This window comes from Pseudoalteromonas phenolica, assembly GCF_005876835.1.
Lineage (GTDB): Bacteria > Pseudomonadota > Gammaproteobacteria > Enterobacterales > Alteromonadaceae > Pseudoalteromonas > Pseudoalteromonas phenolica_B.
The window spans coordinates 68,431-94,268 of record NZ_PPSW01000017.1 but is presented as its reverse complement, the minus strand read 5'-3'; the positions used below and the strand labels follow the sequence as shown (position 1 = coordinate 94,268).

18 protein-coding genes are annotated in these 25,838 nt (G+C 41.5%); 5 read left to right on the top strand and 13 right to left on the bottom strand.

The genetic code is table 11. From position 1 onward, the window contains the following. Positions 1 to 38: 38 nt before the first annotated feature. From C1E24_RS12295 to C1E24_RS12280, 4 genes are all read left to right on the top strand, one after another. Positions 39 to 2,279: a DUF5916 domain-containing protein gene (locus C1E24_RS12295; RefSeq protein WP_138481861.1), complete on the top strand. Its 2,241-nt coding sequence runs from the start codon at positions 39 to 41 to the stop codon at positions 2,277 to 2,279. 131 nt (positions 2,280 to 2,410) lie between these two features. Further along, the gene (locus C1E24_RS12290) at positions 2,411 to 2,815 is read left to right on the top strand and encodes a hypothetical protein (protein WP_138481859.1); all 405 of its coding nucleotides are present in this window, start codon (positions 2,411 to 2,413) and stop codon (positions 2,813 to 2,815) included. Between the two features lie 154 nt (positions 2,816 to 2,969). Continuing rightward, entirely contained in the window at positions 2,970 to 3,728 is a 759-nt protein-coding gene (locus C1E24_RS12285) for a substrate-binding periplasmic protein (RefSeq protein WP_240722007.1), read from the top strand. A 220-nt stretch (positions 3,729 to 3,948) separates the two neighbouring features. Next, entirely contained in the window at positions 3,949 to 6,270 is a 2,322-nt protein-coding gene (locus C1E24_RS12280) for a TonB-dependent receptor (RefSeq protein WP_206078134.1), read from the top strand. A gap of 274 nt (positions 6,271 to 6,544) precedes the next feature. On the opposite strand, the gene C1E24_RS12275 is transcribed toward C1E24_RS12280, so the two are convergent. From C1E24_RS12275 to C1E24_RS12260, 4 genes are all read right to left on the bottom strand, one after another. Continuing rightward, the gene (locus C1E24_RS12275; RefSeq protein WP_138481854.1) at positions 6,545 to 7,228 is read right to left on the bottom strand and encodes a manganese efflux pump; all 684 of its coding nucleotides are present in this window, start codon (positions 7,226 to 7,228) and stop codon (positions 6,545 to 6,547) included. A 4-nt stretch (positions 7,229 to 7,232) separates the two neighbouring features. Continuing rightward, a complete protein-coding gene (locus C1E24_RS12270) occupies positions 7,233 to 8,870 on the bottom strand; it encodes a hypothetical protein (protein ID WP_138481852.1) in 1,638 nt (545 codons plus the stop codon). Between the two features lie 53 nt (positions 8,871 to 8,923). Next, complete coding sequence (locus C1E24_RS12265) at positions 8,924 to 10,849, bottom strand: alkaline phosphatase PhoX (protein ID WP_138481850.1); 1,926 nt, start codon at positions 10,847 to 10,849, stop codon at positions 8,924 to 8,926. Positions 10,850 to 11,113: 264 nt separating this feature from the next. After that, entirely contained in the window at positions 11,114 to 13,183 is a 2,070-nt protein-coding gene (locus C1E24_RS12260) for a TonB-dependent receptor plug domain-containing protein (RefSeq protein ID WP_138481848.1), read from the bottom strand. Positions 13,184 to 13,288: 105 nt separating this feature from the next. Here C1E24_RS12260 and C1E24_RS12255 point away from each other — a divergent pair, with 105 nt between their 5' ends. Continuing rightward, entirely contained in the window at positions 13,289 to 14,179 is an 891-nt protein-coding gene (locus C1E24_RS12255; protein WP_171040889.1) for a LytTR family DNA-binding domain-containing protein, read from the top strand. 226 nt (positions 14,180 to 14,405) lie between these two features. On the opposite strand, the gene C1E24_RS12250 is transcribed toward C1E24_RS12255, so the two are convergent. From C1E24_RS12250 to C1E24_RS12210, 9 genes are all read right to left on the bottom strand, one after another. Beyond that, on the bottom strand, positions 14,406 to 14,591 hold the full coding sequence (locus tag C1E24_RS12250) for a hypothetical protein (RefSeq protein WP_138481844.1): 186 nt from the start codon (positions 14,589 to 14,591) through the stop codon (positions 14,406 to 14,408). Between the two features lie 30 nt (positions 14,592 to 14,621). Continuing rightward, the gene (locus C1E24_RS12245; RefSeq protein ID WP_138481842.1) at positions 14,622 to 14,870 is read right to left on the bottom strand and encodes a hypothetical protein; all 249 of its coding nucleotides are present in this window, start codon (positions 14,868 to 14,870) and stop codon (positions 14,622 to 14,624) included. Between the two features lie 136 nt (positions 14,871 to 15,006). After that, positions 15,007 to 16,527, bottom strand: a complete 1,521-nt coding sequence (locus C1E24_RS12240) for a serine hydrolase domain-containing protein (protein ID WP_138481840.1) — start codon at positions 16,525 to 16,527, stop codon at positions 15,007 to 15,009. Between the two features lie 285 nt (positions 16,528 to 16,812). After that, on the bottom strand, positions 16,813 to 18,066 hold the full coding sequence (gene yjeH / locus C1E24_RS12235; protein WP_138481838.1) for an L-methionine/branched-chain amino acid transporter: 1,254 nt from the start codon (positions 18,064 to 18,066) through the stop codon (positions 16,813 to 16,815). A gap of 478 nt (positions 18,067 to 18,544) precedes the next feature. After that, positions 18,545 to 20,668, bottom strand: coding sequence for an alpha/beta hydrolase family protein (locus C1E24_RS12230; protein WP_138481836.1), 2,124 nt, complete (start codon positions 20,666 to 20,668; stop codon positions 18,545 to 18,547). Between the two features lie 43 nt (positions 20,669 to 20,711). Then, positions 20,712 to 22,619 (bottom strand): hypothetical protein, encoded by a 1,908-nt coding sequence (locus C1E24_RS12225; RefSeq protein ID WP_138481834.1) that lies wholly within the window; start codon positions 22,617 to 22,619, stop codon positions 20,712 to 20,714. After that, the gene (locus tag C1E24_RS12220) at positions 22,616 to 24,508 is read right to left on the bottom strand and encodes a hypothetical protein (protein WP_138481833.1); all 1,893 of its coding nucleotides are present in this window, start codon (positions 24,506 to 24,508) and stop codon (positions 22,616 to 22,618) included. The genes C1E24_RS12225 and C1E24_RS12220 overlap by 4 nt, the downstream gene beginning before the upstream one ends. A gap of 9 nt (positions 24,509 to 24,517) precedes the next feature. Beyond that, positions 24,518 to 25,420: an ABC transporter ATP-binding protein gene (locus tag C1E24_RS12215; protein ID WP_138481831.1), complete on the bottom strand. Its 903-nt coding sequence runs from the start codon at positions 25,418 to 25,420 to the stop codon at positions 24,518 to 24,520. A 2-nt stretch (positions 25,421 to 25,422) separates the two neighbouring features. Continuing rightward, on the bottom strand, positions 25,423 to 25,836 hold the full coding sequence (locus C1E24_RS12210) for a GntR family transcriptional regulator (protein ID WP_206078133.1): 414 nt from the start codon (positions 25,834 to 25,836) through the stop codon (positions 25,423 to 25,425). Positions 25,837 to 25,838 lie beyond the last annotated feature (2 nt).

The following is a 25,838-nucleotide window of genomic DNA, read 5'->3' as shown; positions in this document are numbered from 1 at the left end:
TCTCTATATAATGCCACCAGCAAAAACAGGGAAAAGAAATGAAAAAAATAAAACATACACTTAAAACATGGCTAAAGCGCTCTCCCGTTGCCATCGCCCTTTCAAGTGCCTTTGTATTACCAAACACCTTTGCCGCCCAAATCGATGGCGTACTCGACGAAGTACAATGGCAAAACGCTCAGGTCATCAACTTAGACAAAACCACCAGTCCTTTTACTCTTGCTCAAGCTGATAAGCAAACTCAGGTAAAATACTTCTCTAGTGAAGAAGGTATACACGTTGCCGTGATTGTCACGCAAGCACTCAGTGAGCAAACCTCTATGCGTACCGCGCGTGACAGTGATTTAGAAAGTGACTTCATTGAACTTATTATCGACTTTGATAATGGTAAAAACACCGCTTATGGCTTTGCGCTAGGAAATGGTGGTTCAATGCGCGACGGTATTTGGCAAAACAACAACCGTTTCAAAAGTGACTGGGATGGCACCTGGTTTGGAAAAACCAGCCAATCTGATACTGGTTGGGTAGCTGAATATTTGATCCCTTGGAATGTTGCGCCAATGGCGACAATTGACGGTGATGATCGCCAAATGGGCATTTATGTTCGTCGTCATGATGTAAAGTCGAACCGAAGCTACAGCCATGCACCAACCTCATCGAGTCAACCTGACTTTTTACGCGAATTCAGTCAAATTAAAGTGGCGAATCACGCCAGTTCATCATTAGATATCTTCGCTTCTGCAACGTACCAAAACGATATGCTTAATGACACCGATGACAGCAATATCGGCGTTGATATCTTCTGGCGTCCAGATGCCAGCCAACAATTGAGTGTGGCATTAAACCCTGACTTTGGTCAGGTCGAATCAGATGGCCTTGTGGTTAACTTTTCACCATTCGAAACTTTCTTTGCAGAGCGCCGCCCTTTCTTTACAGAAAACCAAGCTTTATTCGATATTCAGGGTAATGCCGGTATGCGCCTAGTTCACACTCGTAGAATTGGTGTTTATGGTGACATTGATGCTGCTGTTAAATATACGTCGAATGGCCAAAATAATGATTTTGGTGTGATGGCAGTATTTGAAAATGACGGCTATGTTAACGATAAAGAGTCAAACAAGTTTGCCACAGCTCGTGCCCAACACCGTTTTGATGACTCTCAGCTTGGCTACTTGGTGACTTATGCTGACAAAGCCACACAAGGCCGTGAGTCACAGGTTCATAGCATCGATTACCGTACTGATGTATCTGATACACTGCAAATTCGCGCACAAGTAAACGGCAGTTTCGTTGATTCTGACAAAAACAAAGAGCAAGTCGACGGTTACGGTGCATGGCTGAACTTTGTTCATAAATTTAGTGATAACTGGCAACAACGCTTAAACTTCACGGTTTACGATGAAAAATTTCAAGTCAATGATTTAGGCTTTTTATCACGCTCAGATTTACAACGTGTTTGGTATAACAACGAACGTTACTTCACCGATTTTGATGAAAACAGTAGCTTAAAACAGCGTCGTGTTGAAGGTTACTTTATGCGCGACCACAATAGTGACGGCGATCATCTAAGAACTGAAATAGGAATAACAGGTACTGAAGAATACAAAGACAGTGCCTTTTGGTTCTGGCGCTTTGACTATACGTCTTCAGGCCTTGATGACAGAACAACTCGTGGCAATGGCGATTTTAATTTAGGTTCAGGCCGTGAGTTTTTCACTGAGTACAACTTTGGTAGCCAAAACAAATTCCGCCACCATGTCGCTTTTGGACTACAAAGTTATGACCGAGAAGGCAATGGCGGCCGCTTCCACTATCACCCAAGTTACTACTTCACCGATAACTACCGCGTGTCTTGGAGTTTGTGGGCTGTGCAACAAAAACAAAGCCTATATTGGATTGACAACCAGCTAGCTCGTTATGACTACAAGCAATTAGAAAACAGTTTAGATTTTGATGCCACCATCGATGACAAGCAAGAAGTTCGAGTGCGTTTCCAATGGGTTAGTGTAACGGGTAAAAATGGTAACCTATTTGCCATTAACAACCATGGCGACCTATACGATGCCAACGCAAAAGTAAGTGACTTTTCTCGTTCAACGACGCGACTACAAATTCGCTACCGTTATGAGATTGCTCCGCTTTCTAACATCTATTTGGTTTACAGCCGTGGTGGGCAATCTATCGATGATTTAGAACAGAGCAACTTCTCGCTATTCAAAGAGGGCTGGGACAATCGTACAGGTGACAACTTTGTAGCGAAAATTCGCTATCGTTTTTAAAAAGTAACGATATATCTCGAACCTCCTGTAGTGGAGGTTTGAGGCTTTTACTATCAAAAGTAGCTTGTGGCATAGATTTAAGTCCCCTTTTTCGTATATTATTCATTTTTTAATAATAATGAAGATACGAAATGGATTTATTCAAACCCGCTCTGCTTACCACTTTGCTATTTAGCGCTAACGGTTTCGCCATACAAACTGTTGACCAAAGAAGTTTATCAGTTGAGCTTACAAAAACCGCAGCAATGTTGAATAAAAATGGGCCTGTGATGTTGGATGAAGAAACGCGATTAGACTCAGTTGCGACATTCAAAAACTATATCATCTATAACAACACCATGGTGAATTACAGCGTCGAGCAATTAGACCCCAATCAATTTACAACGCTGCTTCAAGATATCGTAATTAAACCTCTTTGCAGCAATAAAGACTTAAAGGCATTTAAAGATTACGGCGTGACTATGGTTTATCGATATGTTGATAAATCAGGTAATTTCATCAGCGAATTATCAAAAGATATGTCAACCTGCCCATAAGCTTATAGCGATTAATACCCGAATATTCTTAGCAAAAAGATAAGCACTTACATAAAACACCTTATCTTTTTGTTTTCATCCCAAGCCATTCCTTACGATTTAATTTCTGTCTATACTCAAGTAATAACCATGTTTTTGATAAATGAGCCTTATATTGCGACTGAGTGTTTGCTTTTTCCTATTCTTATTCAGCCATAACTTGTTTGCGCAATGTGCCAAAGACAAGACCGTGCACGTAGGCATTGGTGCAACTTGGCCGCCCTATGTGATGTATCAACAAGACAGAGCCTTTGGTCTTGAAATAGATATAAGTAGAAAAGTCTTTCAAAAGGCAGGCTTTTGCGTTGAGTTTGTCAGATTACCAACTACCGACAGAGCTATAAAAGAACTCAGCATTGGCTTAGTCGACGCGCTCCCCTCTTCTAGCTTCAACATCGAACGAGAAAAAATCGCTGCTTTTACAGCACCGTATAGACGTGAAAGAATGCGGTTATTCACACACCTCCCCGTTGAACCAATCAACGACTTAAAAACTCTGTTCGACCAAAAAATGTCATTTGTGATAAACCCTGGTGCATTCTACGGCGATGAATTTGATGGGCACTTTCAAAAATCAGAAAACAAAACACTGTTCGCTTTTGTAAAGAGCATTAAACAGCGCATGAGCATGGTGCATTTAAAAAGAGTAGAGTTTTTGGTCGAAGATGAAATGGCAGGGCTTTACTACTTTTCTACGTACCGAGGCGGTAACATTCAGCTTCACCCTTATATAGTCAATGACAACCCCATTCACTTTATGCTCAATCGTGAACGCTTTTCTGAGCAAGACATTCTCAAAATTAATAATGCAATCTCGTTACTTCAAGAAGAGATTAATACAATTATTGATCGCTATACGACATCCAATACTTAAGGCTGGTAAAATCTGAGCTACCACCCATCTTTGTTGAAAATTACTGCACTATAAACACCTGTTTGGTATCTAAGCCCATTAAAAATGTTAAAAAGCTTGTGATTCGCTCGTTTTAGGCCTTTTAAAATTTAAATTTACGCAACAAAAATAAGACACTTCAACTACACTTAATCAATCGTTTATTCAAGTTGAGACTCTTACCTTGAACTACGTTTTTAAAGTGAAAACTCGCGTTGCGACTTTTATATTTTTGACCTGTTTACCATGCACTGTAGTAGCCGATAGCAATGAAGAAATAGACTTATTTTCTTTGTCGCTGAGTGAACTAATTAATGTCACCGTCGAAGCTCGAAAAGTCGAAGAAGACTTGCAACGCACTCCTATTTCAGTCTCAGTCATGTCAAATCGCTTTTTGAAAGAGCGCAGTTTAACCAACTTACTCGAAGCCTCTTACTTTATTCCCAATATTGAAATTACCACGGTAGGCGAGAACTCAGGCTGTACGCATTGTGCAGGGATCACCATGCGAGGGGTTGGACAAGTAGACCCTATTCCAACCACAGATCCGAGTGTCGGTATTTATATAGATGGTGTTTACCATGCCCGTTCAGCCGGTGGTATTTACAGCTTTTTAGATATTGATCGCATCGAAGTGTTAAGAGGACCACAAGGCACACTGTTTGGAAAAAATACCATTGGCGGCGCCATTAATGTGTTCACAAATAAAGTCACTGACAAAAAACAGTTTAATGGTCAGGTGACCATCGGCGAATCTAATCGAAAAGATGCGTCTGTTATCTTCAATTCTCCTATTTCTGATAACGTGTCTGCACGCTTAGCTTTGTCGAAGAACTATCGAGAGGGCTTTGTCACTCGTGTTAATGGTGATAAAGAAGGCGGTCGAGATGATCTCAATGTCATTGCGAAACTGAATTATAAACAATCAGAGCAGCTAAATTTTGAATTTAGTTACGATAGACAACTACAAAACAATGGCAGTGCGCCCTCAGTGCTCCCTAAAAAAAATGATGATGCTTCACTCATTGTTTTGTATAACAGTATCGCTGAAGTATCTCCAGCAATTGACCCTTATTCTAAACTGACCGTATTTGATGATAAATTTCGCAGTGCCTCTACTGATGAAAACGAAAATCACCTGAATCAATATGGCTACAAAGCAAATATTGAGTGGGATATCTCAGATCAGCTTAAGCTCAAGTCAATTAGCTCCTATCGAAGCCTTGAAGCCGTATATGGTCGTGATTTTGACAATAACTCTTTTAATATTGGCGTAACCAGAGACTACCAAACTCAAAAACAAACAAGTCAGGAGTTTAATTTAACAGGTAGTGTCGGTAGCCAGTTCGATTGGTTACTAGGCCTGTTTGCCATTGATGAAGAAATTCACTATTTGTTTAATTTTACTTTTATCGAGGGCTTGTACCTTGGCCTTGAAACAATACCCGGCCCACTTGATGGCTCTCCGATAAGCAACCCGACAGCAATTGGAGGCGCCGGCAATCCCTTAAATATTGGACTCGACTTAGACAACACATTCAATAATGACATTGAGAGTGAAAGTGTCGCAGCCTTTTTCAATGGTAACTATCGCTTTGATGAGCAATGGACGTTAACTTTAGGGGGTCGCATTACCCGTGAGAAGAAAAAGCAGCAAGTTATTACAACCCGAAATATTGCCCAAGTTGTCGCAATAGAAAGAACTGATACGAGCCCAGAAGGTCCAATAGAAAAAAGCTGGCGGGTATTTTCGCCTTTAGCCAGTGTTCAATATCAGGCTTCAAACAATATGATGCTTTTTCTAACGGGGTCTCGCGGATTCAAATCTGGCGGTTTTAATGGTGTAGCTAATACGCCCGTTTCGGCCAGACCGTTTGATCCCGAATACTTAACCGCATTTGAACTGGGTATGCGCTCTCAGTGGTTTGATAACACCCTAAGATTAAATGCAACGGCATTCTTTATGAAGCACAAAGACATGCAACTAAGAGGAGGTGAGTCAGGTGAGGATTCTGGCGTCGAAATATTTATCGATAACGTTGGTAATACTGAGACTCAGGGCGCTGAAATAGAGTTTGAGCGCATCACTGGCAGCGGTTTTACTTTTTCTGGTAGTTTGTCTTATACAGATGCCAAGTTTACCGATGTTGGTACAGCTACTGAAGTCACCACAGACAGCAAGCTGATTAAAACACCTAAGTGGACAGCCTCATTGGGTATTAAATATAAATGGGAGTTATCGCATGGCCAGCAGCTTTCGACTCGCCTAGACTGGGCTTATCGAAGTAAAGTGTACAATGATGTCTTTAATAGTCCTTTTGCAACTCAACAGAGCATAGCCCTGGTGAATGTATCTGCAAACTATCTGATCAGCGAGTCACTCAGTGTCACTGCGTTTGTCACAAATTTAACTGACAAATACCATGTTATAGGTTCAAACGACTTTACTGCGTCATTTGGTGTCGCAGAGTTTTATCTCGCACCACCAAGGCAAGCGGGAGTCAGTATTCAATATCAGTTTTAAACAAAGACATTAGCTCAATAAATGAGCGAAATTGCATATCTTCGTCTATAGTTAATTAAAGTCAGATCAAATAGTCATTTTGTGTTGCGGTTTTGACTTTTTATGGCCTGAATTTCAGGCTAGTTGTAAATATGAATTTTCCTATTTCCTTTGCAAAAGATAAAAGGGGTAGCCAGAACTGCGCTTACCCCTTTGTTTCATGCGAATAAAAAAACTTCATGTCAATAAAAGCAGCTTGCCCATATAAGCTTCACGAGTAAAAGCCGCCTTTTGACTATTCTCTATTTTGCCTCGCCGGATAAAATACGTAACTGCCAACCAGTGTCGCTGCCAACATAAATATCGCGCCGTCATGAACTTGGCTATTGAAGGTATACCGAAATAAAGCCAGCAACCCGAAATAAGCTATGGTCGAATATTGCAGCCAGTGCCAGCCTCGATTTACCTTGGGATCTTTCTGAGACGCAAGTAAATAACGCCCGAGCCATAAGCCTATTTGCGATGACAAGAGCACTAATCCGCCTACCACAAAAAATGACAACCAAACCAATGACTCAGGCCAATTGATGATCTGCGCCGATTTCGCGGGCCCAGACCAAAGCGCATCCCAACTCACCGCAATAATCAACGCCCATGAAATTGCTTTATGCGTAAAGCTGGCCTCATCATCTTCATGATAGTCTTGCAATTCTTGATACAGAAAATAGGCAATAAACGCGAATGCAATTAAGCCAATGATAGGACTAATACTCGGTAGCCATTTCAAACCAAAATAACTCAGCATATAGCCAAACATCGGAAACAAGGTATGGGTTGCTGTGACTCCCACTACCCAACGCACTTTCACAGCCTTATCGCTCAGTTGTTTACTATAAAGTGCTGTGACTATGGCAACATCTAGCCCAATAGCTAAGCCCATGAGCAAACAGGCAAAGAGAAATTCAAGCAGTAGCTCCACACCGTTACTCCTTTAAGGATTTACTATTTTCAGCCTGCGCCCAATCAAGTCGAATATCAAAGCCATGCCTGAAGCCTTCTTCTAGTGGTGGCATATTATCTTCCACTTTTTCAAGTACGTTCGTTGCTACACCCAATGTTGCATCTCGACCGAATAGATAACTTTGCTCTTTCATAATCGTAAAGTATGCTTTGTTCAAATCGAGCGCTCTGCGATTTGAAGGCATGATGAGTTCATAAATATTTGGTAATGCCTGCACCTGCGCTGTTTTAACCGAGCCATCGTGATTGAACCACTTTTGTAGCATTTCTTTGTTTTGTCTGAACTCATCGCCCCCGCCAACTCTTTGCAGATAGGTTAAAAACTCACCTTGCTGTTGACCCAGTGTTGGCGTGTCTTTTTGTGTTTTCAGGTTGATGTAGCCCCACCCTTTAGCACCTTCAACTTTGCGAGCAAAAGAAAACGTTTGATCTATGGTTGTGCCCACTGTTTTATGACACCCATTACATGACTGTAATTCTTGATAATGTTGTTGACGCAATTGACCTTTTTCATCTTCAATGAAGCCATTTATGGTCCAGCTAAAGCCGTTATCTATGCCTCTTTCGCGCAAGTTAATTGTGCGTGGGAGTTGTTCAAACTCTTTTTCCTTGCCTTCTCTGTGATATGTAATCGCTACTTTGCGCTTATTCTTAAAGGCATGTTTTTTCATGTAGCGAACTTCTTTCATACGCTCTGCATTGTATAGATTGCCATTTTCGTCAACGCCAATGTAACGAACAGTATGTAAGAACTCGGTCCCCTGTGGATATAACATATCTGTTAAAGGCACTTTCTTAGCGTCACCAAGGTAATGACTACGCTTTTGCATTGTCGTGATCACAGAAAGCTTGCCGTCACCATTTAGATCAACCTGCAACTTACTTTCATCTATATCAGGAACTGTAATGCTGTCTAGGCGCTTCATCGACATTTCAAGCAAGCTTAAATTAGCAAAATACACGTCTAGGTTATCTTCACCTTTAAGCTGTCTAAACGACTTATCTAGTCGGATCATTACGTCGCCTGTCGAGCCATTTGTTGGCCAAAAGGTACTTGGGAAAGGTTTGTAGTTGAACGCCACCCAATGGCTGCCATCTTTGGCTAAGCCATTGCCAAAAAATGCTTTATTTGGCTTTGCAAGATTGTCTAACTTAATAGCTTCTTTTTGTGGATGGTCTGTATGAGCTTTGATAAATGAATGATAGTTGTCTTCTTTTACCCATTCACTGATGAAACTGTCTTTTATATTTTTTATCTTTAGTGAGCGGTCCACGAACAAGTTTGTCCAACTATTTGTCATTCCCACTTCTGAAAATTGATAGTCACCCTGTAAGTCACCATCATTCATGATATTGGGCCTTTTATCTGCGCTTGGGTAGCTCTGATGACAGGCCATACATGGATTGTGCTTCCCTTCAGTTTTAGTATAACACTGAGGTGGGATGACTGACTCAGGGTTATAAACTTCATTCTGTTTGATAAAATCGAGCGCCTTAGGCGTATTCGCTTTTTTATTCTCTGTTGCACCTTCATGTCCGTAACCTGGAGCTATAAAAAGCGCTGTGGCTAAAGTTATTAGCCAAATTAATTGTGTTCGCATGATGATTACCACTGATGAAAAGCAGAGATCTGACGATCTCTGCTACAACTGGATTAGTTCTTAACTGGCTCGTATAGCCATAATGTATTGTTCTCTTGGAAGCCATCTTCACCAATGATGATACGGCCATCGTCCATAACAATGACATTGTCTGGCTGTGAGAGCTGGTTCACATCACATCTTGCCGCACCATCTAGCGAGCTACGATAAGTAGAACCCATAACAACCGGTTCAATACGGCTGATGTTATAACCTGCTTCTAGCTTGGCACGATAAACACCACCACAATCTTTCACACGATTTGATAATTGAATATCACCTTCGCCATCAATCATCGTTTTATCTAGGTCAGCAATTGCAATATAAACAAATGCTTCTGTGACTTCTTCACCAGCAATAGTATTAACACCTTCAATTGCTTCTTTTGCACGATCAGTATTAATAGAAATGCCTTCCAGCTTACGCCATTCAGCTGTAGCGCCTTTTGCCTTTGCCGCTTGGCGAGACTCTAAGAATACAACGCGGTCATCCATTGGCGCACCTGCTGTAACCTTACCACCGCCGTTTTCTACTGACGGATAAGTGGCATCACCTTTATTCCATGCTGCAACATCAGCCAAAGTCATATAGCTAGTTTCACCTTCTACATACGCGTCTGTACCAATGCCATCAAAATCAGCAATCCAAGCTTCGATAGTAGCGTTATCCCCACGACCAATCTCTTTCCATTCAACATCGAAACCAGTTGTAGCTGGGTCATTTTGTCCTGCATCTTGCGTTAGCTTCGCGCCATACAGCGTGCCTTCACTTAAATCTTCAGGTGTGTCTGCAACAAATTTGAATAGTACGCCGCCAGTGTCATCTTGAGACATATACACTGTTTTACCATCTGGCATTACTGTTGCGTTTTCATGCTCAAAGCGACCTAATGCATAATGCTTTACAACTTCAGGCTTATCTTCTGTTGGCTTTTTCACTTCAGCAATGTAGCCGTAACGATATGGGTTGGGCGCATCTGGTGCTGTTAGCTTCCACATGTTTGCTAAACGACCTGATGCAGATGCCACTGGACTATTCCAGTTAGGGTTAGTAGTAGTATCAACCTTAGAATCAACAATCCACTCTTCAGAAGTAAGTGGCGTATTCCATGGCGTCACAGAGCCAAAACAGTTCGCTGCAGTACCGTGAACCCCTTTAAAATCAAGCATCATGGCATCATCAACTGACCATATGCCCTTATCATCTTTGGTTAATGCTAAACGGCTCATACCACCTGGGTACATTTCCCAGTTAGTGAACAGATAACCTTTCCCCTCACCTGTAGGAATGAAACCATTAAAATCAGGCATATCGTTTTCTAGGATTAACTGATTATCTTGATGTGAGTAGATATGACCTAAGCCTGACGGTAGTTTACCCGCATATGTATCACCCGTTTGGCCTAATACTTGATATTTACCATAAGCAGTCACAACTGTTTGACGCTCTTCTTCACTTGAAGGCACCGGAGAGTCGACCAAAGTTTTGGGTAATTCATTAAAGTTCACACCAGAAAGTACCCCGACAGTACCTGTATGAAACGTATACTTCTCATCCTCAGGAAGATCATCTAGCTTTTTATTCGTATGCGTATACTTGGCAGTATTACTATCAGAAGGGTGTTGCGCGTTGAAGAACAAGTCGCCTTCTTTCGTTAAAAAGATACCCGTTACTTCAGCACCAGCAGGCACTGTTGCTAAACGTGTTAACTTACCCGCAGTGCCGTCAAGACCATTTTCGCCAGCTTCACCTTGCGCGCCAGTGCCGCCAGTCTCACCTTGTGAACCAGTTTCACCTACTTCACCTTGCACACCCTGTTGACCCGTTTCACCTTGTGGGCCTTGCGCGCCCTGCGCACCATCATCACCGTCGATACACCCTGATAATGCAACCAAAATACTGAGTGTGAGCGCACTGAGCTTTAATCCATTCGTTTTCATTTTTTTACCTTGCTACGTTGTTTGTTGGGTTAAAAACGCAGGCTAGAATAGAGGCTCTATTTTAAAGTTAGGCTAAATATCAGTGACAGTTCAGTGACTTAAATTTGCAATTTCTATGACAGTCGTCATTTTAGAAACCGTATTTTAAGATTGGTTAAGCAATTAAAAAAATGAATGGGAAGTGAGATATTTACTGACTTAAACAAAATAAAAAAAGAGGCGATTTAGCCTCTTTCTTACCGTTTCACAAAATGACAGCTGTCTTTAAAAAGTCATACTAATACCAATTGATGGCAGTGGCATATCTGGAAATTGATAGTCTTTTTCAAACTCAGTGTAAGCCGCATTATATTCGAGCTCCTGAACTGCTCTTGAGCCATACACGTTTAACACTTCAATATACAAGTTGGTGTCTAGGCCAAACCACTCGGTTTTATAATCAGCACGAATATCTAAACGATGATAGTTACCCCACTGCTCAGCGTTAAACTCGCCGTAGTTTGGTACATAGAATAACGGCTCATTTGTGGCGCTGCTTGGTTCAACATAAGGTGTGGCAGAGTTTACTTGCGTGTATCTTCGGCCACTTTGGAAACGCCATTTCGCGCCTATTTGCCAGTTTTCGTCCCATTTATAGTCAAGTACGATATTCGCCACCCAAGGCAAATCAAATTCAGAGTTAAATTTTTGCTGCGTCAGCGGGTTGTCTCGCTCAGTTTTACTGTAGGCAATGCTCGCCCAACCAAACCAGTCATCTGAAAGCTGCTTATTAACCAAAAGCTCAATACCATAGGCTGTGCCACTGGCGACATCTTCAAATCGAGTAAAACCAGACACATCTTGTGCTAAAGAACGTTTTTGTGCATTCGGGTTTGCGACTAAAAGGTTATCAAGCGCTTTATAGAACAGCTCTGTTTTCATGCTTAACCTGTCATCAAGGGTCGATTCAAGATTGAGCACAATATGGGTTGCCTCACTGGCCTCGAGCTCAGTATTACCATAGCCTTCAATAAGGTATTGATAATCATCAATCAATGTATGGTGTATACCAGCGCTTAAATTCAATTTATGTGCGTCGTTTAAGCGATACCCCAAACGTGCACGTGGCTCCAGATAAGTTTGACTGTTGTTATTAGTGCCAAGTAGCGCAACCCCCACTTGGTAGTCCCAATTTGCACTTAAGTCACCGTTCGCCGAAACATAAGCGTGATACTGCTCAAATTTTAATGTGCCTTCTTCGGCAAACATATCGCTAAAATAACTCGGCGGGCATACTTCAAACTCTAAGTTACAAGGTAGTAGACGCCCACTACTGACATAATCTACTTCCGTTGATTGCACCTTGGCGCCAAATAGCACGTCAATGTCTTCGCCTTGATACTGACTGTCAGCCTTTAAAATCACTTTGGTGATGTCTGCATCCCATCGAAACACATCCCCTTCTCGCTCTTGTTGGTTTTGCGTCAGTAAATTTAAGCTGGTGGTGGTTTCAAAATCACCATTAAAATTCTGCCAACTGATTGCTTGGCTATGAAAATACGTTTGATAACGTTCGCCCGATGCCAAATCTGGGTTTTTGCCTATGTCTCTGCCATCCGCATCGAAGGCAATTTCGATGTAATCTTTCGCACCACTGGCGGTCGCTCTGATCACATTGTTGTCGTCTAAATCCCAAATCAGCTTGGCTTGGTAGTCTCGATTTCGAGGTGGCACCGCAAAAGAAAAATCTTCGTCCTCAATAAAATTATCGACATAGGTATGCACTAAGCTTTCTCTAAAAGACACGTAAAAAGCCGCATTGTTTGCAATGGCTTGCTCATACAAAAAGCCACTTCTAAAGAAACTTAAATCTAAAACATTGGTTGGGTTATCTGCATCGGGATCTCTCAGCTCAGTTAAAATCACACCGCCATTTGCATTGGCGTATTGGCTCGACCATGCACCTGTTTTTAACTCAAAGCTTTCTATCAACAACGGGTTGTAGACACTGATCCCATCATTGTGAAACACATAGCCCATCTCAAGTCCGTCAGTTAAATATAAATTGTCACTCACAGAGCTGCCGCGAATGGCCGGTTGTGCAACTGGGCCACCGGTACTCGGCGTTGCTAATACCACACCCGGTAAGGCTTCTAGGCCTTTTAATGGATCATTGCCCGTACCAGGTAGAGACAATAACTTACCAGAACTGATTTTTATGCCGTCAGGCTTCGAAGCCACCACAGTAATACTTTCTATATTTACTTTGTCGTCATTGTTATTTTGCGTATTTGCTAAAGCGTTTGTCGCGAAGGTTCCAACTAAAACAGCTAAGGTGGATTTAATAAAAGTCATTTTTGCATCCTCAATATGCGTTTATTTAATGACAGTAATTTACGCTGTTGTTGCTTTCTGGTTTAATTAAGCCCTTGATTTATGTATGAATGGGCGGTTTATTGTATGAATGGGCAATTTCCAATTGGTTCCATTAGCCCTTGGCGCTACTTTGCTTGTATTGGCTTCTTTTTAGCAGGCCTTTTAAGTATCTCTGATGATGACAATGCACTACCGCATTGGCTAAATTTTGTCGTTTGGCAGGTACAAGTGTTCTCTGGTTTGGCGTTTTTTATTGCCACACACACCTTAATGAAAGGCGTATTAGCACGACAAAACGATATCGTAAAACTGGCCATCAGCTCAGTAATTGCGGTGACTATTTATGTGCCATTTTCTTTATTGCGCGACGTATATATAGAGCATGAAACCGCGTATACCTTATATGCTCTGTTTGAAGAGTGGCAAAATATGGCACCCGCAGCTCTCATTTCATGGGTGGCGATAAACTTACCTTGGCTAAGTGGCTTCCAGATCAAACGCACTGAAAACATAACTTCCTCGTCAAAAGAAAAATTTCAAACCATTGATAGTATTGCTAATAAAAATAAAAACGAGATGATTGAGCCTGTATCGGCTAACCCTGAAACTACAGAGCCCACAGTTGAGCAACAAGACAATCTATCTACCCAGCCGGATCATGATTTTTTAAAAATCGCAAAAATAGACAACATAAACTCACTCATTTGTCTAAAAGCAGAGCTACATTATTTGAAAGTCGTTACAGAACAAGAACAACATCTGATTTTATACAACTTAAAAGATGCCATTGAAGCGCTGTCGAACATCGACCCTACACTCGGCGCAGGACAAACCCACCGCAGTTATTGGGTGAACTCCAATCACGCAGAAAAGTTACTCAGGAAGAATCGCGAAGGCGAGTTGGTGTTATCGAATCAAGATAAAGTGCCCGTGAGTCGAGCAAATATGAAGAAGGTCAAGGGGTGGTTTGAGTAGCGTTCACAAGGAGTGCTTTTCAAGAACTATGAGGGCAGAAATTTCTAGGCTGGAGAATTAGTCACAATTTATGCTCTTACTTTAAAAACAAAGCACTTAAATAATAAAGCTTGCGCTAACGCTATAAAACCGAAAAGCCATGGTCCATTTGTACAGTAACTAACACATAAGAAACAAGTTTGTACGAATGCATAATAAAAATAACTTATGCGCTTAAATTTACACGCTAGCCAATGAATGAAACTAACAAAAATATAGCGATATAAAACAGAAATGGTACAAATAAACCAGCTAATTCAGTTTGCTCGAATTTATGTAGTTGAAATGATTCAATTAAGAAAGCAATAGGAATAAGCAGGCTTGAGATGAACAAGCTTTTAAATAGCGCACTATCCCAATTACCTAAATTCAATTGTTTTCACCTAAAGTTATAGCCTTTGATTTACTCAAGTTGACTGACTTTTTCATTTACACCAGCTCCAGAGGGAGACGCTGGTAATTTAGGGTCCCTATCGCTGAGGATAAATATCAAAATACCGATTGATGCTACAACCGGTACTGCCCAAATAATAACAATTTGAGCAACCTTTTGTGCTTTATCAAAGGAGTCAGATTTTGCGACCATTAACGTAACAATGATATTTAAAGCAAGCGCAAAGATCAGTGCTATTTCTAAATAATTATCAACCATGAATCACTCCAATATGAAGGGCTATAAAACAACCCAAATAAACGACAAAAAAATTGGTTAACCTATGAGAGACATAAATAATTGACAACAGTAAATTATCCAAATGAGATTTCTTTTTAGTTAACGATCTTCAACACTATAAGCGTGTAAATGTTTCGACAGCCAAAGGATTAATACCATGCATATCAACTGAAATCACCTTATCCTCAACAATTTTAAAAGCTGCTATTCTTCCGCCACCAATAGCAAATTGAACTCTCAATTCGTCTTTTCGTTTTGCTGCCGTTGCGACTGCATTTAATTCACCTAATTTAAATTTAAGAGCATTACTTTTTAGCAATTCGACTTCTAGATTACCCCATAATGGGTTGTGGAAAGTCCCTGCATATTCTGCTTTTTCTCGTGTTAAAACCATTGTTCTTGAAGTATTTCTTTTTTCATGCGCTTTATTGGTTTCTTTAATATTTGTTTGTATTGCTAGCCAGCTTTTTTTCATAGCATCAATACGAGAGTCTGTAATTTTATTTACATCACCCTTACCTAATAAAATGCTATAAGCAATATCCGCGATACCTGCTGTCATAGGGCCAGCTACGGTTTCTTCATTGTTAAGTACTACCAGTCCAATATTATGCGCTAACATAAAAGATGTATGCGTATGCGAACCTGCTATCCCGCCAAAGTGATGATATGTTTTCTCTTCTTTATAAGGGCCAATGTACCAACCCCATGCATATCCCTTACGAACAAAGTCCCTATACTTTAAATCATTAGTAGCTAACTTTTGATGAGACGTTTCAATAACTTCAGCTGGATATATTTGCTTTCCGTCAACCTGGCCTTGGTTCAATTGGGCAATTAAAAACTTTGCCATATCTCTTGCGGTTGAGAACGTGCCTCCGGCAGCTTGCAAAGTAGAATTACTCTTTTCAAAAGGCATGACTTCGTTAGGATTAGCAGCATACAAATGATAAGGACGTGCAATGTCAAAGCCTTTATTTTCTGCATCGCTAATGTACGATGAGGTGTGGTTCATTGATAAAGGTTGGTAAACCAATTCTTCAAGGGTTTGCTGCCAATCTTGCTTGAATTTATCTTCAGCCCATACACTTAATATGTTGTAACCGACATTACTATATTGGTAGTGTCCTAACTGATTGGCAGGTTCATTTTTAGTTGCAGAGGCTAACTTTTGACGCTGTAATTTATTATGTTGCCCTGTAAATGCAAGAGTGTCTTCTAAGGGACGATTAGCTAGTGCATGAGTATGAGAAACGAGGTGTTTAACTTGAATCTTATTTGTATCAATAAAAGGAAACTCTAAAGTAGGAAACATCTCAGCCATAGAAGTACTATCTTTAATATCGCCATTTTCCTCCATTAATAGCATTGATAAAGCAAACATGGGTTTGGTAACCGATGCAAGATAAAAGGCGGTTTTATCATTAACCTTTTTATTTTCTTTTATATTGGCGTATCCAAAATACCCTTCGTAAACGATTTTTCCATCTTTTACAATTGCAACAGCAGTGCCTGAAGGTAAACCTACTTCTTTTTTTACAAAATTAACGTACTTATCTATCGCTGAAAAGTCATTATCTGCAAATGAAGTACCTGCAAATAGAAAGCTAGCGATAAGCGGTAAAACAAATCTCATTCTTTAAATCCCTTTGTTGATTAAAATTAATACACGTGCGATTAAACTAACAAGCCAACTAACAGCTTATTCCTTTCCAATTTACATATAAAAACTCAGACAAAATGAGTTATATTATATCCAATATTCACACAAGAAAACTTCATTGTAAACAATAATTTAAAGTGTAAAAGTGCAACTTTTTTCAAATAGACATCAATATAAGCTGCCACCAAACAAAAAGGCATGAAGCTCCCATCTCATGCCTTTGTCGATTTAAAAATCACTAAACAATTAAACCCAACGCTAAGCATTACTCATTTTGGTGAGCTGCTTTCGTTTTTGCAGCATTACAAATGGGGTGATCACGGCCATTAGAATGAATGCATAGATCATATGTGCACCTATGCCGATGGCGAGTGCTATGCAAAACCCTAAACCGAGTAAAATCATTGGGCGGTTTTTCACACTCAGTAATCGCCATGCCGCTAACATGGCCGCGGCGTAAATCACAACAAACACACCGTTCACCCAGTTAATTAAGTCTTCTAGGTCTTGTTGGCTATAAAATGTGACGATTAAAACTAGCGCTATTACCAGCATGAGCGTGGTTAGCGCGCTTAATGGCACATTGAATTCATTACGTTTTGCCAAATAGCTTGGTAATACGCCCTGCTCTGCGAAGCTACAGATCAATCGTGCAAGGCTTGCGGTATATACATTAACGGTTGCCAGTCCACCAGCGACGCCTAATACACCGATAATATAATGGCCGTTGTGACCGAATAATTCGCCGAAGAACGCATTGAACAGTCCAACCATGCTGAGTGATTCATTGTTCGGATAGGCGATGACTAATAAGGTACAGGCCACATACACAGCGCCAACTAATACTGTGCCGATGAGCATCGCTGGGATCATGTCTTTTTCTGGGTTTCTGAAATCATCTGACAGGTGTGACATTGCCTCGACACCTAAGAAGCTCCAAAATGCGATACCCGCAGCGCCAAGCATGGCATAGGTATCGAATGAGCTGGTGTTAAAACTGCCCTCAGTTGGGTTACTTTTACCAAATAATAAGATCACCAAAGCTAAAATAATCAGCGTAAGCGCAAATTGCAATTTGGCCGACACTTGAATGCCGCGTAAATTAATTAGCCATAAAAACAATAAGGTAGAGAGCTGGCCCAAGAGTAACGCTTGCCCTTGAAATGGCACAATTTGCTGCACAAACATAAAGGTCATAACAATGGCTGCAGGTGCGCCAATTGGCACCACACACATAAACATTAAGCCAATCACTCGGCCTGCAACCTTGCCAAATGCTTTTTCGACAAAATACGCTGGTCCTGCTGCATGGGCAAATCGCGCGGCCAATTTACCAAAAATTAGCGTCACCGGCACAATAGCCACGGTTAAAAGTATCCAAGCATAGAGCGCACTAAACCCTGCTTGTGCCACGGTTAATTGTGGCAATATAAATACTCCAGTACCCAACAAAGTGGTGGCCATCATGCCCGCCCCTTGCCAGCGCCCGATACCTTGTTTATCTGTTTTCATTTCTCGTTACCCCTTGTTATTATGGGGCTAGTATATAAATGTTGTTCATTGCATTCTGCGCAATTTCACCCACATTCAGCACATCAAACCGTCAAAGTGACGGTTTACCAGTAAAATACCCGCAATTCGATTGAGCGAGCTTTCTTAGATTATTTTTACATCAGTCCCCTTATTCAAAGCGCGACTAGAATAATTACTCTTGCAAGCAACTAAAATCTGTGTGAATTTATGCCAATAGGTCTAAAATTCAAGGAATTAGATGTTTAAGCGCGCTCACTTATTTGCTTCACTCTTTCTGGTTGGTTTTAACACAGCTTATGCAAACGAACACTCAAACAACACAGTTTCACCCAGTCTTGCTCAAACAGATCAAGTAAGCCTTTTTTCAACCTAGCTCAAAGTTGATTGATTTAGATAAATACCGAGTAGCTTTATGTTCTGTCACTCGGTATTTATCGCTTAAGTTTACGCTGCTTATTTAAAGCTCATCCGATAAAGCGAGCTTATCAATTTCCATATGCTTTTTAATAAAGCGGATCAGACGCTTGTCTTTGTCTTGGTCTAGCGGTAGATATTGTCCATCTAGATATTTGGCTAATACTCTTTCAAGCAAATAGCTATACGCCAATACACCTTGCTTTGATGTGGGGGAGTGCAGTGCACTAGGGTCAACAAAATAACTCACCGCTTTGTTTGCTTCTTGCAGTCTCAATACATAGTCGTTGACATCATTGATGAAGATTTTTCTATCTCCGCGACCTGCCCACACAAATACAGGGCTTTGAATTTTGTCAGGGTGAGCGCTGGGTGAATTTGCAGTAAGCTGTGCTTTAGCCGCTTTGTCATCCCAATCCACGATCATTTGTCTAAAGTAATAATCACTAAATTGCCCCCGCACCTTCTCGGCAAAGCGATAATACAAACGCGCTGAGCGGCCTATGTCTAAACCCGGTGCACCTGCAAAACCCACCTTGAACAGTTTGGCTTCAAAAGTCAGTGCAGTCAGGCTGCTAAAGCCACCAAAACTGTGGCCTATGATGGCGAGTTTGTCTTTGTTACCGATCCCTTGAGATAAAATGAAATGCGTGCCATCAATGATATCGTTGTGGGCAATACCAAGTCCGAATTGTTTATTAGCCCCTTTTTCATACCCTTTACCATAACCTGTTGAGGCTCTGAAGTTGGGTTCAAACACAATGTAGCCTCTATTCGCCAATAACTGTGTTTGTCTGTCAAAACCCCATTTCACTTGTGAGAAAGGGCCGCCATGTGCTTTAACAACTAAAGGGGCATCAGATAACGCAACACCATTTGGCAGCGTTAGGTAGCCATAGAGATTAAATCCATCACGACTTTGATATTGCACCGGCACTTTTTCAGATATCCAAGCATCTTTCATTGCTTCATCGTTTGGTTGTAATGCGTTTGTTTGTTCATACAAAATGCGTTGCAAAGTCTGTTGCTGTGGCTGATAAATGTAATACTGGGTTGTTGGGCTATTCTCTTGCAAGCTTATCAACCAAGGTTTGGTTTGATAGGCATTAATACTCGCGGGTAACGCATACGTGAATGCTTTACCTTCGAGATATTCACGAATATGTGTTAAGTGTTTAGCCACTAGAGGGTGGCGGCTTAATTGCTGCGTTTTGGCTCCTTCATATAAATAGGAGCTTGGAGTGAGCGAGCCATTCTCGTCTTCGCCCAATGTCGCTGACACCAAGTCGAAGGCTTGCTGTGGTTGCGCTGCAACATCGAGCAACGTCTGTGTTTTTAAATCAAACCAAGCCAGTCTTTTAAACTCTGCATCATGACTGGTTTTAATCAGTAACTGCTGTGATTTGTCGTTAAAACCCTGAATTTGGCACTTATCATCCCATTGGCAGGTAAAGGTCCGTTTTAAAGACCCATCAGGCTGAACTTGCTGAATAAAACGCTCTCCGCGATTGCCTTCAGCGGTATTCACTTGCTTGATAAAAGCCGCGTTACCCGTGTTCGCGTTTACTAATAGCTGTGAAAAAGGCAGTGTTGTCTGCCAAATCACACGCGCTTTGCCTGAAGCTGCAATGCTCAATATTTCAAAGATGCGCTCGTTGGTACGCCACTTTTTAACTAAAAAGCTGGCAGGCTGACTTGGGTCTACTCCCAAAAATCGCTCTTTCTTTTTCCAATCAATTTTGGCCAACCTTTTCAGCTTGGCTTTGTGCTTTAATGGCAACACTGAAAGCTGCTCGCCGACTCTCACAAACACTACTGAGCCGTCTTTAGAGACTTCAAATGATGGGCGCTTTCTGAGAGTAAAAAGCTTAGTGGTTTTATGTTCTGCAAGGGTATATTGATTAAGCGACCAGCGTTTTATACCCGCTTTTTCTTCACTACTGAGATACAAAACATAATCGGCATGGGGTGATAGGGTCACTGCCTGTATACGCTCACTTTGTAAAAAGTGCACTGCCGGTTGAAGCGGCGCACGGTTTTTTTGTTGCACACGTTGTTTGACCTCACTGAGATCGGTTAAAAACTCAGCTTTGGCAGAGCTTGTGCACATTACCCATAAAATCAGCGCGCAACGAAGCGTACCACTGAAAATGTCAGTCATATTCATTATTCACTACCTGGTTGTTGATGCGCCGAAGCGCATCACTTGGTTAATTTAGGGTTGCGTTAGAAGAAGTTGATGAGACTTTGATTTTCGCGCCTCTTATGTTGCTAAGCCATGGGGTCAACAACATAAAACAAGCCACGCCAATTAAGCTCATGAATAGAGCCATACCCACCCAGAACAGTTGTTGCTGTGTGCTTAATTGTGCTCGTCTTGCCAGCAGATAAACCAAAGCCATACTGAATAAAGTAAACCCTATGGCATATGCCATAACTTGAGCTGACCTTGTTCTCGAAATAGTGTCATTAAATACAGCGCCAATACTTTGATCATTGCTGTTTAACGCCTCATTGGCTGATTCAAATACGGTGGCAAAGAAAATCGGCGACTGCCAAAACTCTTGCTCGGCCACAAACTTAGGTAAAGGTCTATGTGCAATATATTGCTTTGAAGTTACCTGCGTCACTTCGCCTGCATAGTCAGCAAACACCACAGACACACCCGGTTTTTGGAAGCCAAAGTAAGAGCGACCATGGAATAGAAATAACGCTCCATCAGGTAACATATAAAACTGCGTATACATTCTGCCAAAGGCTTGCTCAGGATACGCAACAGAGAAAAGCGGTGCACTGCTGGTATTCAAGGCAAAGAAATCACGCTTTTCGAATACCAATGCTCTTTGATTTGTGGCCATAGAGACAAGTTCACCATCGCGTTCAGTTTCAAAAGGCCCATAAAAGTATTCACCGTCTTGCGTTTGAAACTTTATTTCCATGTACTGCTCTTCAAAATCAAGTACGTAAAGCGTATTAGGTGTTTGGATAAAACGACCTGCGATCAATCTTGGCGGATGAGCAAATGCCTCTAGGTTTTGTATGTCATCAATTGATGTAACAGCATGAAAACCATTTTGATCAATGACATGTTTGAGGTTTTTGCTAACCAAGTCATAACCGAAAAATACTTGATATTGATGTGAAAACTGCCACTTAGTTAGGGTTTTCATGTCTATGTATCTTTGTTGCTGATCTTGATGCATCAACTGGTTCAAAGTATCGAATGAAGTAGGATGTGTGCTCATAAATAATGTGCTGACACCCTCTAAATTCGGTAGCAAATGTGCTCGCCACTGTGTTTCATCAGCAGGTAAAATTCTATCTAGAACCGCTTTGGCATCTGGCCCCCACATTGAAGCGTAATACTCGGGTATGTCGGCTTTTTCAAAACGGTCAGGATGGGTCGAAAATAGCGTAACCGGAATATGGTAAAACAGAGCCTGAGTCGACATTAAAATGGCACCCAAAGCAGGCCCCATGAGTATAGCTGCGATAAATTGGCGACTCATGCGAGTATCGTGTTGACTGACATTCAATTTGAAGGCTGCTCTTGCTAAAAAATACACAAGAGCAACCATTATCAAGTCAACAAACAACACAAGAAACGGCGAATTTGGCGTGCTATTGAGCACAAAGAGCAGCATGCCAAGAATCAGTAATGCCCCTTTATTTGCCGAAAGCGCAATATATACACCGGTGAAATACGCAAATATTGCAATAAGTGCTACGTGGCCCACATACAGGTAATGCCTAAACTCAATGAGCTCAAGTGACGCACTGTCTAACACAACGAGCATAAACAGTAATGGTACTACGAGGACCATCATCACAATGCTTAACCCTGCTGCGATCAACGCTTTGAAAATGATTTGCTCAGCTAATGGGCGGTGCATCAGATACGCCCAATGGTTCTTCCTTTTATGTAATAAAAATTGCGTCACAGAAAAGATCAAAGGCAGTATTATCGCAAGGCCACTCAGCACAGTGCTGAACATGCCTCGGCCAGCCATAAGATCGCCCTGACTCGATAAATAAGCCAGTAAAGCTAGAAATATAAATGCCGCCGTTTTGGCATACACTTTATATCGATTAAGCTCAGATAAGAATAAATCCCTCATGCGACTGACTCCCTTTTAATTAATCCTTGTAATTTCGGCCATGGCATCAGTATCAAGAATGCAATCAGCGCAGTTGGGCCTGTGACGAGCGCAATCAATAACCAAAACTTATGCGTTTTATTGTCTAATTGGGCTTTTTTGCCAAGATAGAAGATTGCAGCAACTGAAAGCAAACAACCAAAGATAATAAGAAATGCAAAACTCAAATCGATCGGTCTTTGCCAAATAAAACCTTTGCCTTTTGAGGGTTCAGAATTAAACATCAAAGTTGAATGCACTAAGTTATCTACCACATTCAACACCAATGGAGAGAACATTAACTTTTGTTGATGCAACCAATCTGGCAGCGCTGAAAGCTGCATTTCTTTGCTCACTAGTGTGATGTTGTCGCCCTCATGAGGCAGGTAAATTAATTGAGCACCAGCTTTGAGTGCCGCAAATAAATTGCCGTCGTGCACCATGAGCACATAACCGTCCATCACCTCTGCCATCACAAACTCAGGCGATACAGGGTGTGCAAAGTCTAGCGACACTTGTTTGATTGGTGCTAGGCCGCCAAGACTGTCAACAAATTCCACTTTATTGAATAGATAAACTTGCTGGTTTGAGCTCATAAAGATCACATCAAACATAGGTACTAAAGTCGAGGTGAAGTGCTCTTCTGAACCAGTTAATGCAAGTTTCAAGTCGATACGTTTATTCTCAAAATCAACTTGATAAAGCTTATTTTTGGTTTGCACATAGTGAGTGCTTGTTTGTACTGCCACAGCCACATCGGCAAATTTATCAGACTCGGTCAGCTGACTTGCTTGGTCTACAAACCCTGTGCGGCCTAAGAAGCCAACTCGTTCACCAGTTTGTCTATCAATACCGACAAATAGCATTTCTGAATGAGAGAACACCCATTTTGTGGTATCTGTCTCTAGCGCAAACTGACTATGTCGAGTATGTAAGTAAAAGCCATGCTTATGTTGAGGCTTATAAAAGTGTGCTCGCGATAACGTGTTGGTTTTAGCAAGTTTAAGCTGCCTTTGTATCGTATCGCCAAGTGGCTGTTCGATATCTCTGGCAAGCCATTGCATTACCTCAAGATCAGTGTGCTTTCGTAATAATTCATAATCAAATTGCCCTTGGGTTTCTAATTCGTGCAGGGGTTTCGCTAAGTCGTATTGCTGCGAAGTTAAGCTCAGAGGAATATGGTAATAAAAAGCTTTTAACGATATTAAACCCACAACCGCAACAGGCTGAATAAAAAGCACAGCAATGCCGATGAACCGCTTAGATGTTTGCTCTGCTGCAAGATTAACGCGAAATGAAGCATAAGCTAAATAACCGCTAAACAGTAAGAACATTGAATCTAACAGCAAGAAATACAGCACACTTTCTTGGCGTCTTAAAATCAAATAGGTGAGTGAGAACAATACGCCAATTGCGAGTTTATTGTTTGCCAACGCAATAAATTGACCCAATGTATAGCCACATAGCATGACCAAAAATGCATGCACAACGTTTGTGTAATGTCTTGCTTCAACCACTTGCTGCGTCGTGACATCTGCAATCAACACATTCACTAAAAATGGCAGAATAAAGGCAATAAAAAGCAGTAATGCACCGGCTAGACTTAGAGCAAAATAAATTCGCCCTTTAGATAAAGGTCGATGCATCAGATAGATCCAATGGTTCTTTCTTCTATGTAAAGACACAGACACCACCCCAAATAACACCCCAACAGCAACACCACCTAAAATAATAAAAAGATGCAACTCAGATTGCGGCTCTACCACTGAGAAAAATTTGCTGAATGTGCTCCACAGCACCAATTGCAATAGGCATATGCCCCAAGCAAAAAGTTGGTAGCGCTGATATTCACTTTTGAATAAATCAAACATCACGCTCTCCTACTGTGGTACTCGGTGATTTTTTGCCAAGATAGAAGCGATGGCTTTATCTAAGCTAACAGGGACTTGCGTAGCGGCTTCTATGCCAAGTGCATTAAGCTTTTCTAATGCCTCTGCGGCCTCTAAGTCAGCCAAAACTAAGTGGGTTTGTTCGTCTATAATACGTGCAGAAAGTACGTTACCCAGTGTGCTAAGTTGTGACTCACTCAAGGCCTCATCAAAGATCCAATACGTCACCATGTCGCAGAATTTTTCAGGACATTCGTTATATTTCATCTCGCCATTTTCAATCACGATTAACTGTTCAGCGACACGTTCTATCTCTTCCATCTGATGCGAGCAGTACACTATGGTGGTGTCGATATCTGCTTGGGTGAACATCAGAGCTTCTAAAAACGCTTGCTTGGCAACGACGTCTAAACCCAGCGTTGGCTCATCTAAAATCAGCACTTCTGGCGCTTGCGCTAAGGCCATAGCGAGATTTAGACCGGCTCTTTCACCGCGAGATAACGCCGATACTTTTTGTGACTGCTCAACGTTAAAGTTACCGATCACACTGTCATAAAGATCTTGTCGCCAGTTTTTATAAAGATTTTTCTGCATGGCGGTCACTTCATGGACTTTCATCCAGGTTGGCAGAGTATGCTCTTCGTTCACATAGCCAATGCGACCTCTGTGTTCAGGCTCTAAAGACTGACTGTTATGGCCCAAGATAAAAGACTCACCCGAGGTCGGGGCATCGAGTCCTAGGAGTATTCTAAATAAGGTGCTTTTACCCGCACCATTAGCACCAATCACGGCATGAATGCCACCTTGAGCTATTTTCAAATTAAGAGATTGGATCGCGACTTTCTTTCCAAAACGCTTATGCAGTGCTCGGGTTTCGATAATGTAATTAGCCATAACTAACGCTCTTTATCCTGCTTATTAATCGTCTGTAATTGCCCTTGTACATGCTCAATAATCTCTCGGTGACTAAAGCCTAAGCTGATGATCTCATTTATGAAATCATCGGTAGCTTGCTCAAGCTTTTGCGTTCGCTCTTCCTCAGATAAAGTGCACTGTTGCTGAGTCACAAAAAGGCCTAAACCCTTCTTTGATTCGACTAAGCCAAGGTCAGTTAATTCGTTGTAGGCTTTGGCTACCGTATTTGCGTTAATGGTCAATTGCATTGCCAAGCCACGCACACTGGGTAACTTACTTCCTGTTGGTAATGTTCCGCTGGCAATCTCTTTTCGAATGCCATCGACAATTTGACGAAAAATCGGCCGAGCGTCCCCGGTCACAATTTGTATCGCCAGTGCAGTAGTTTTTGTCATTA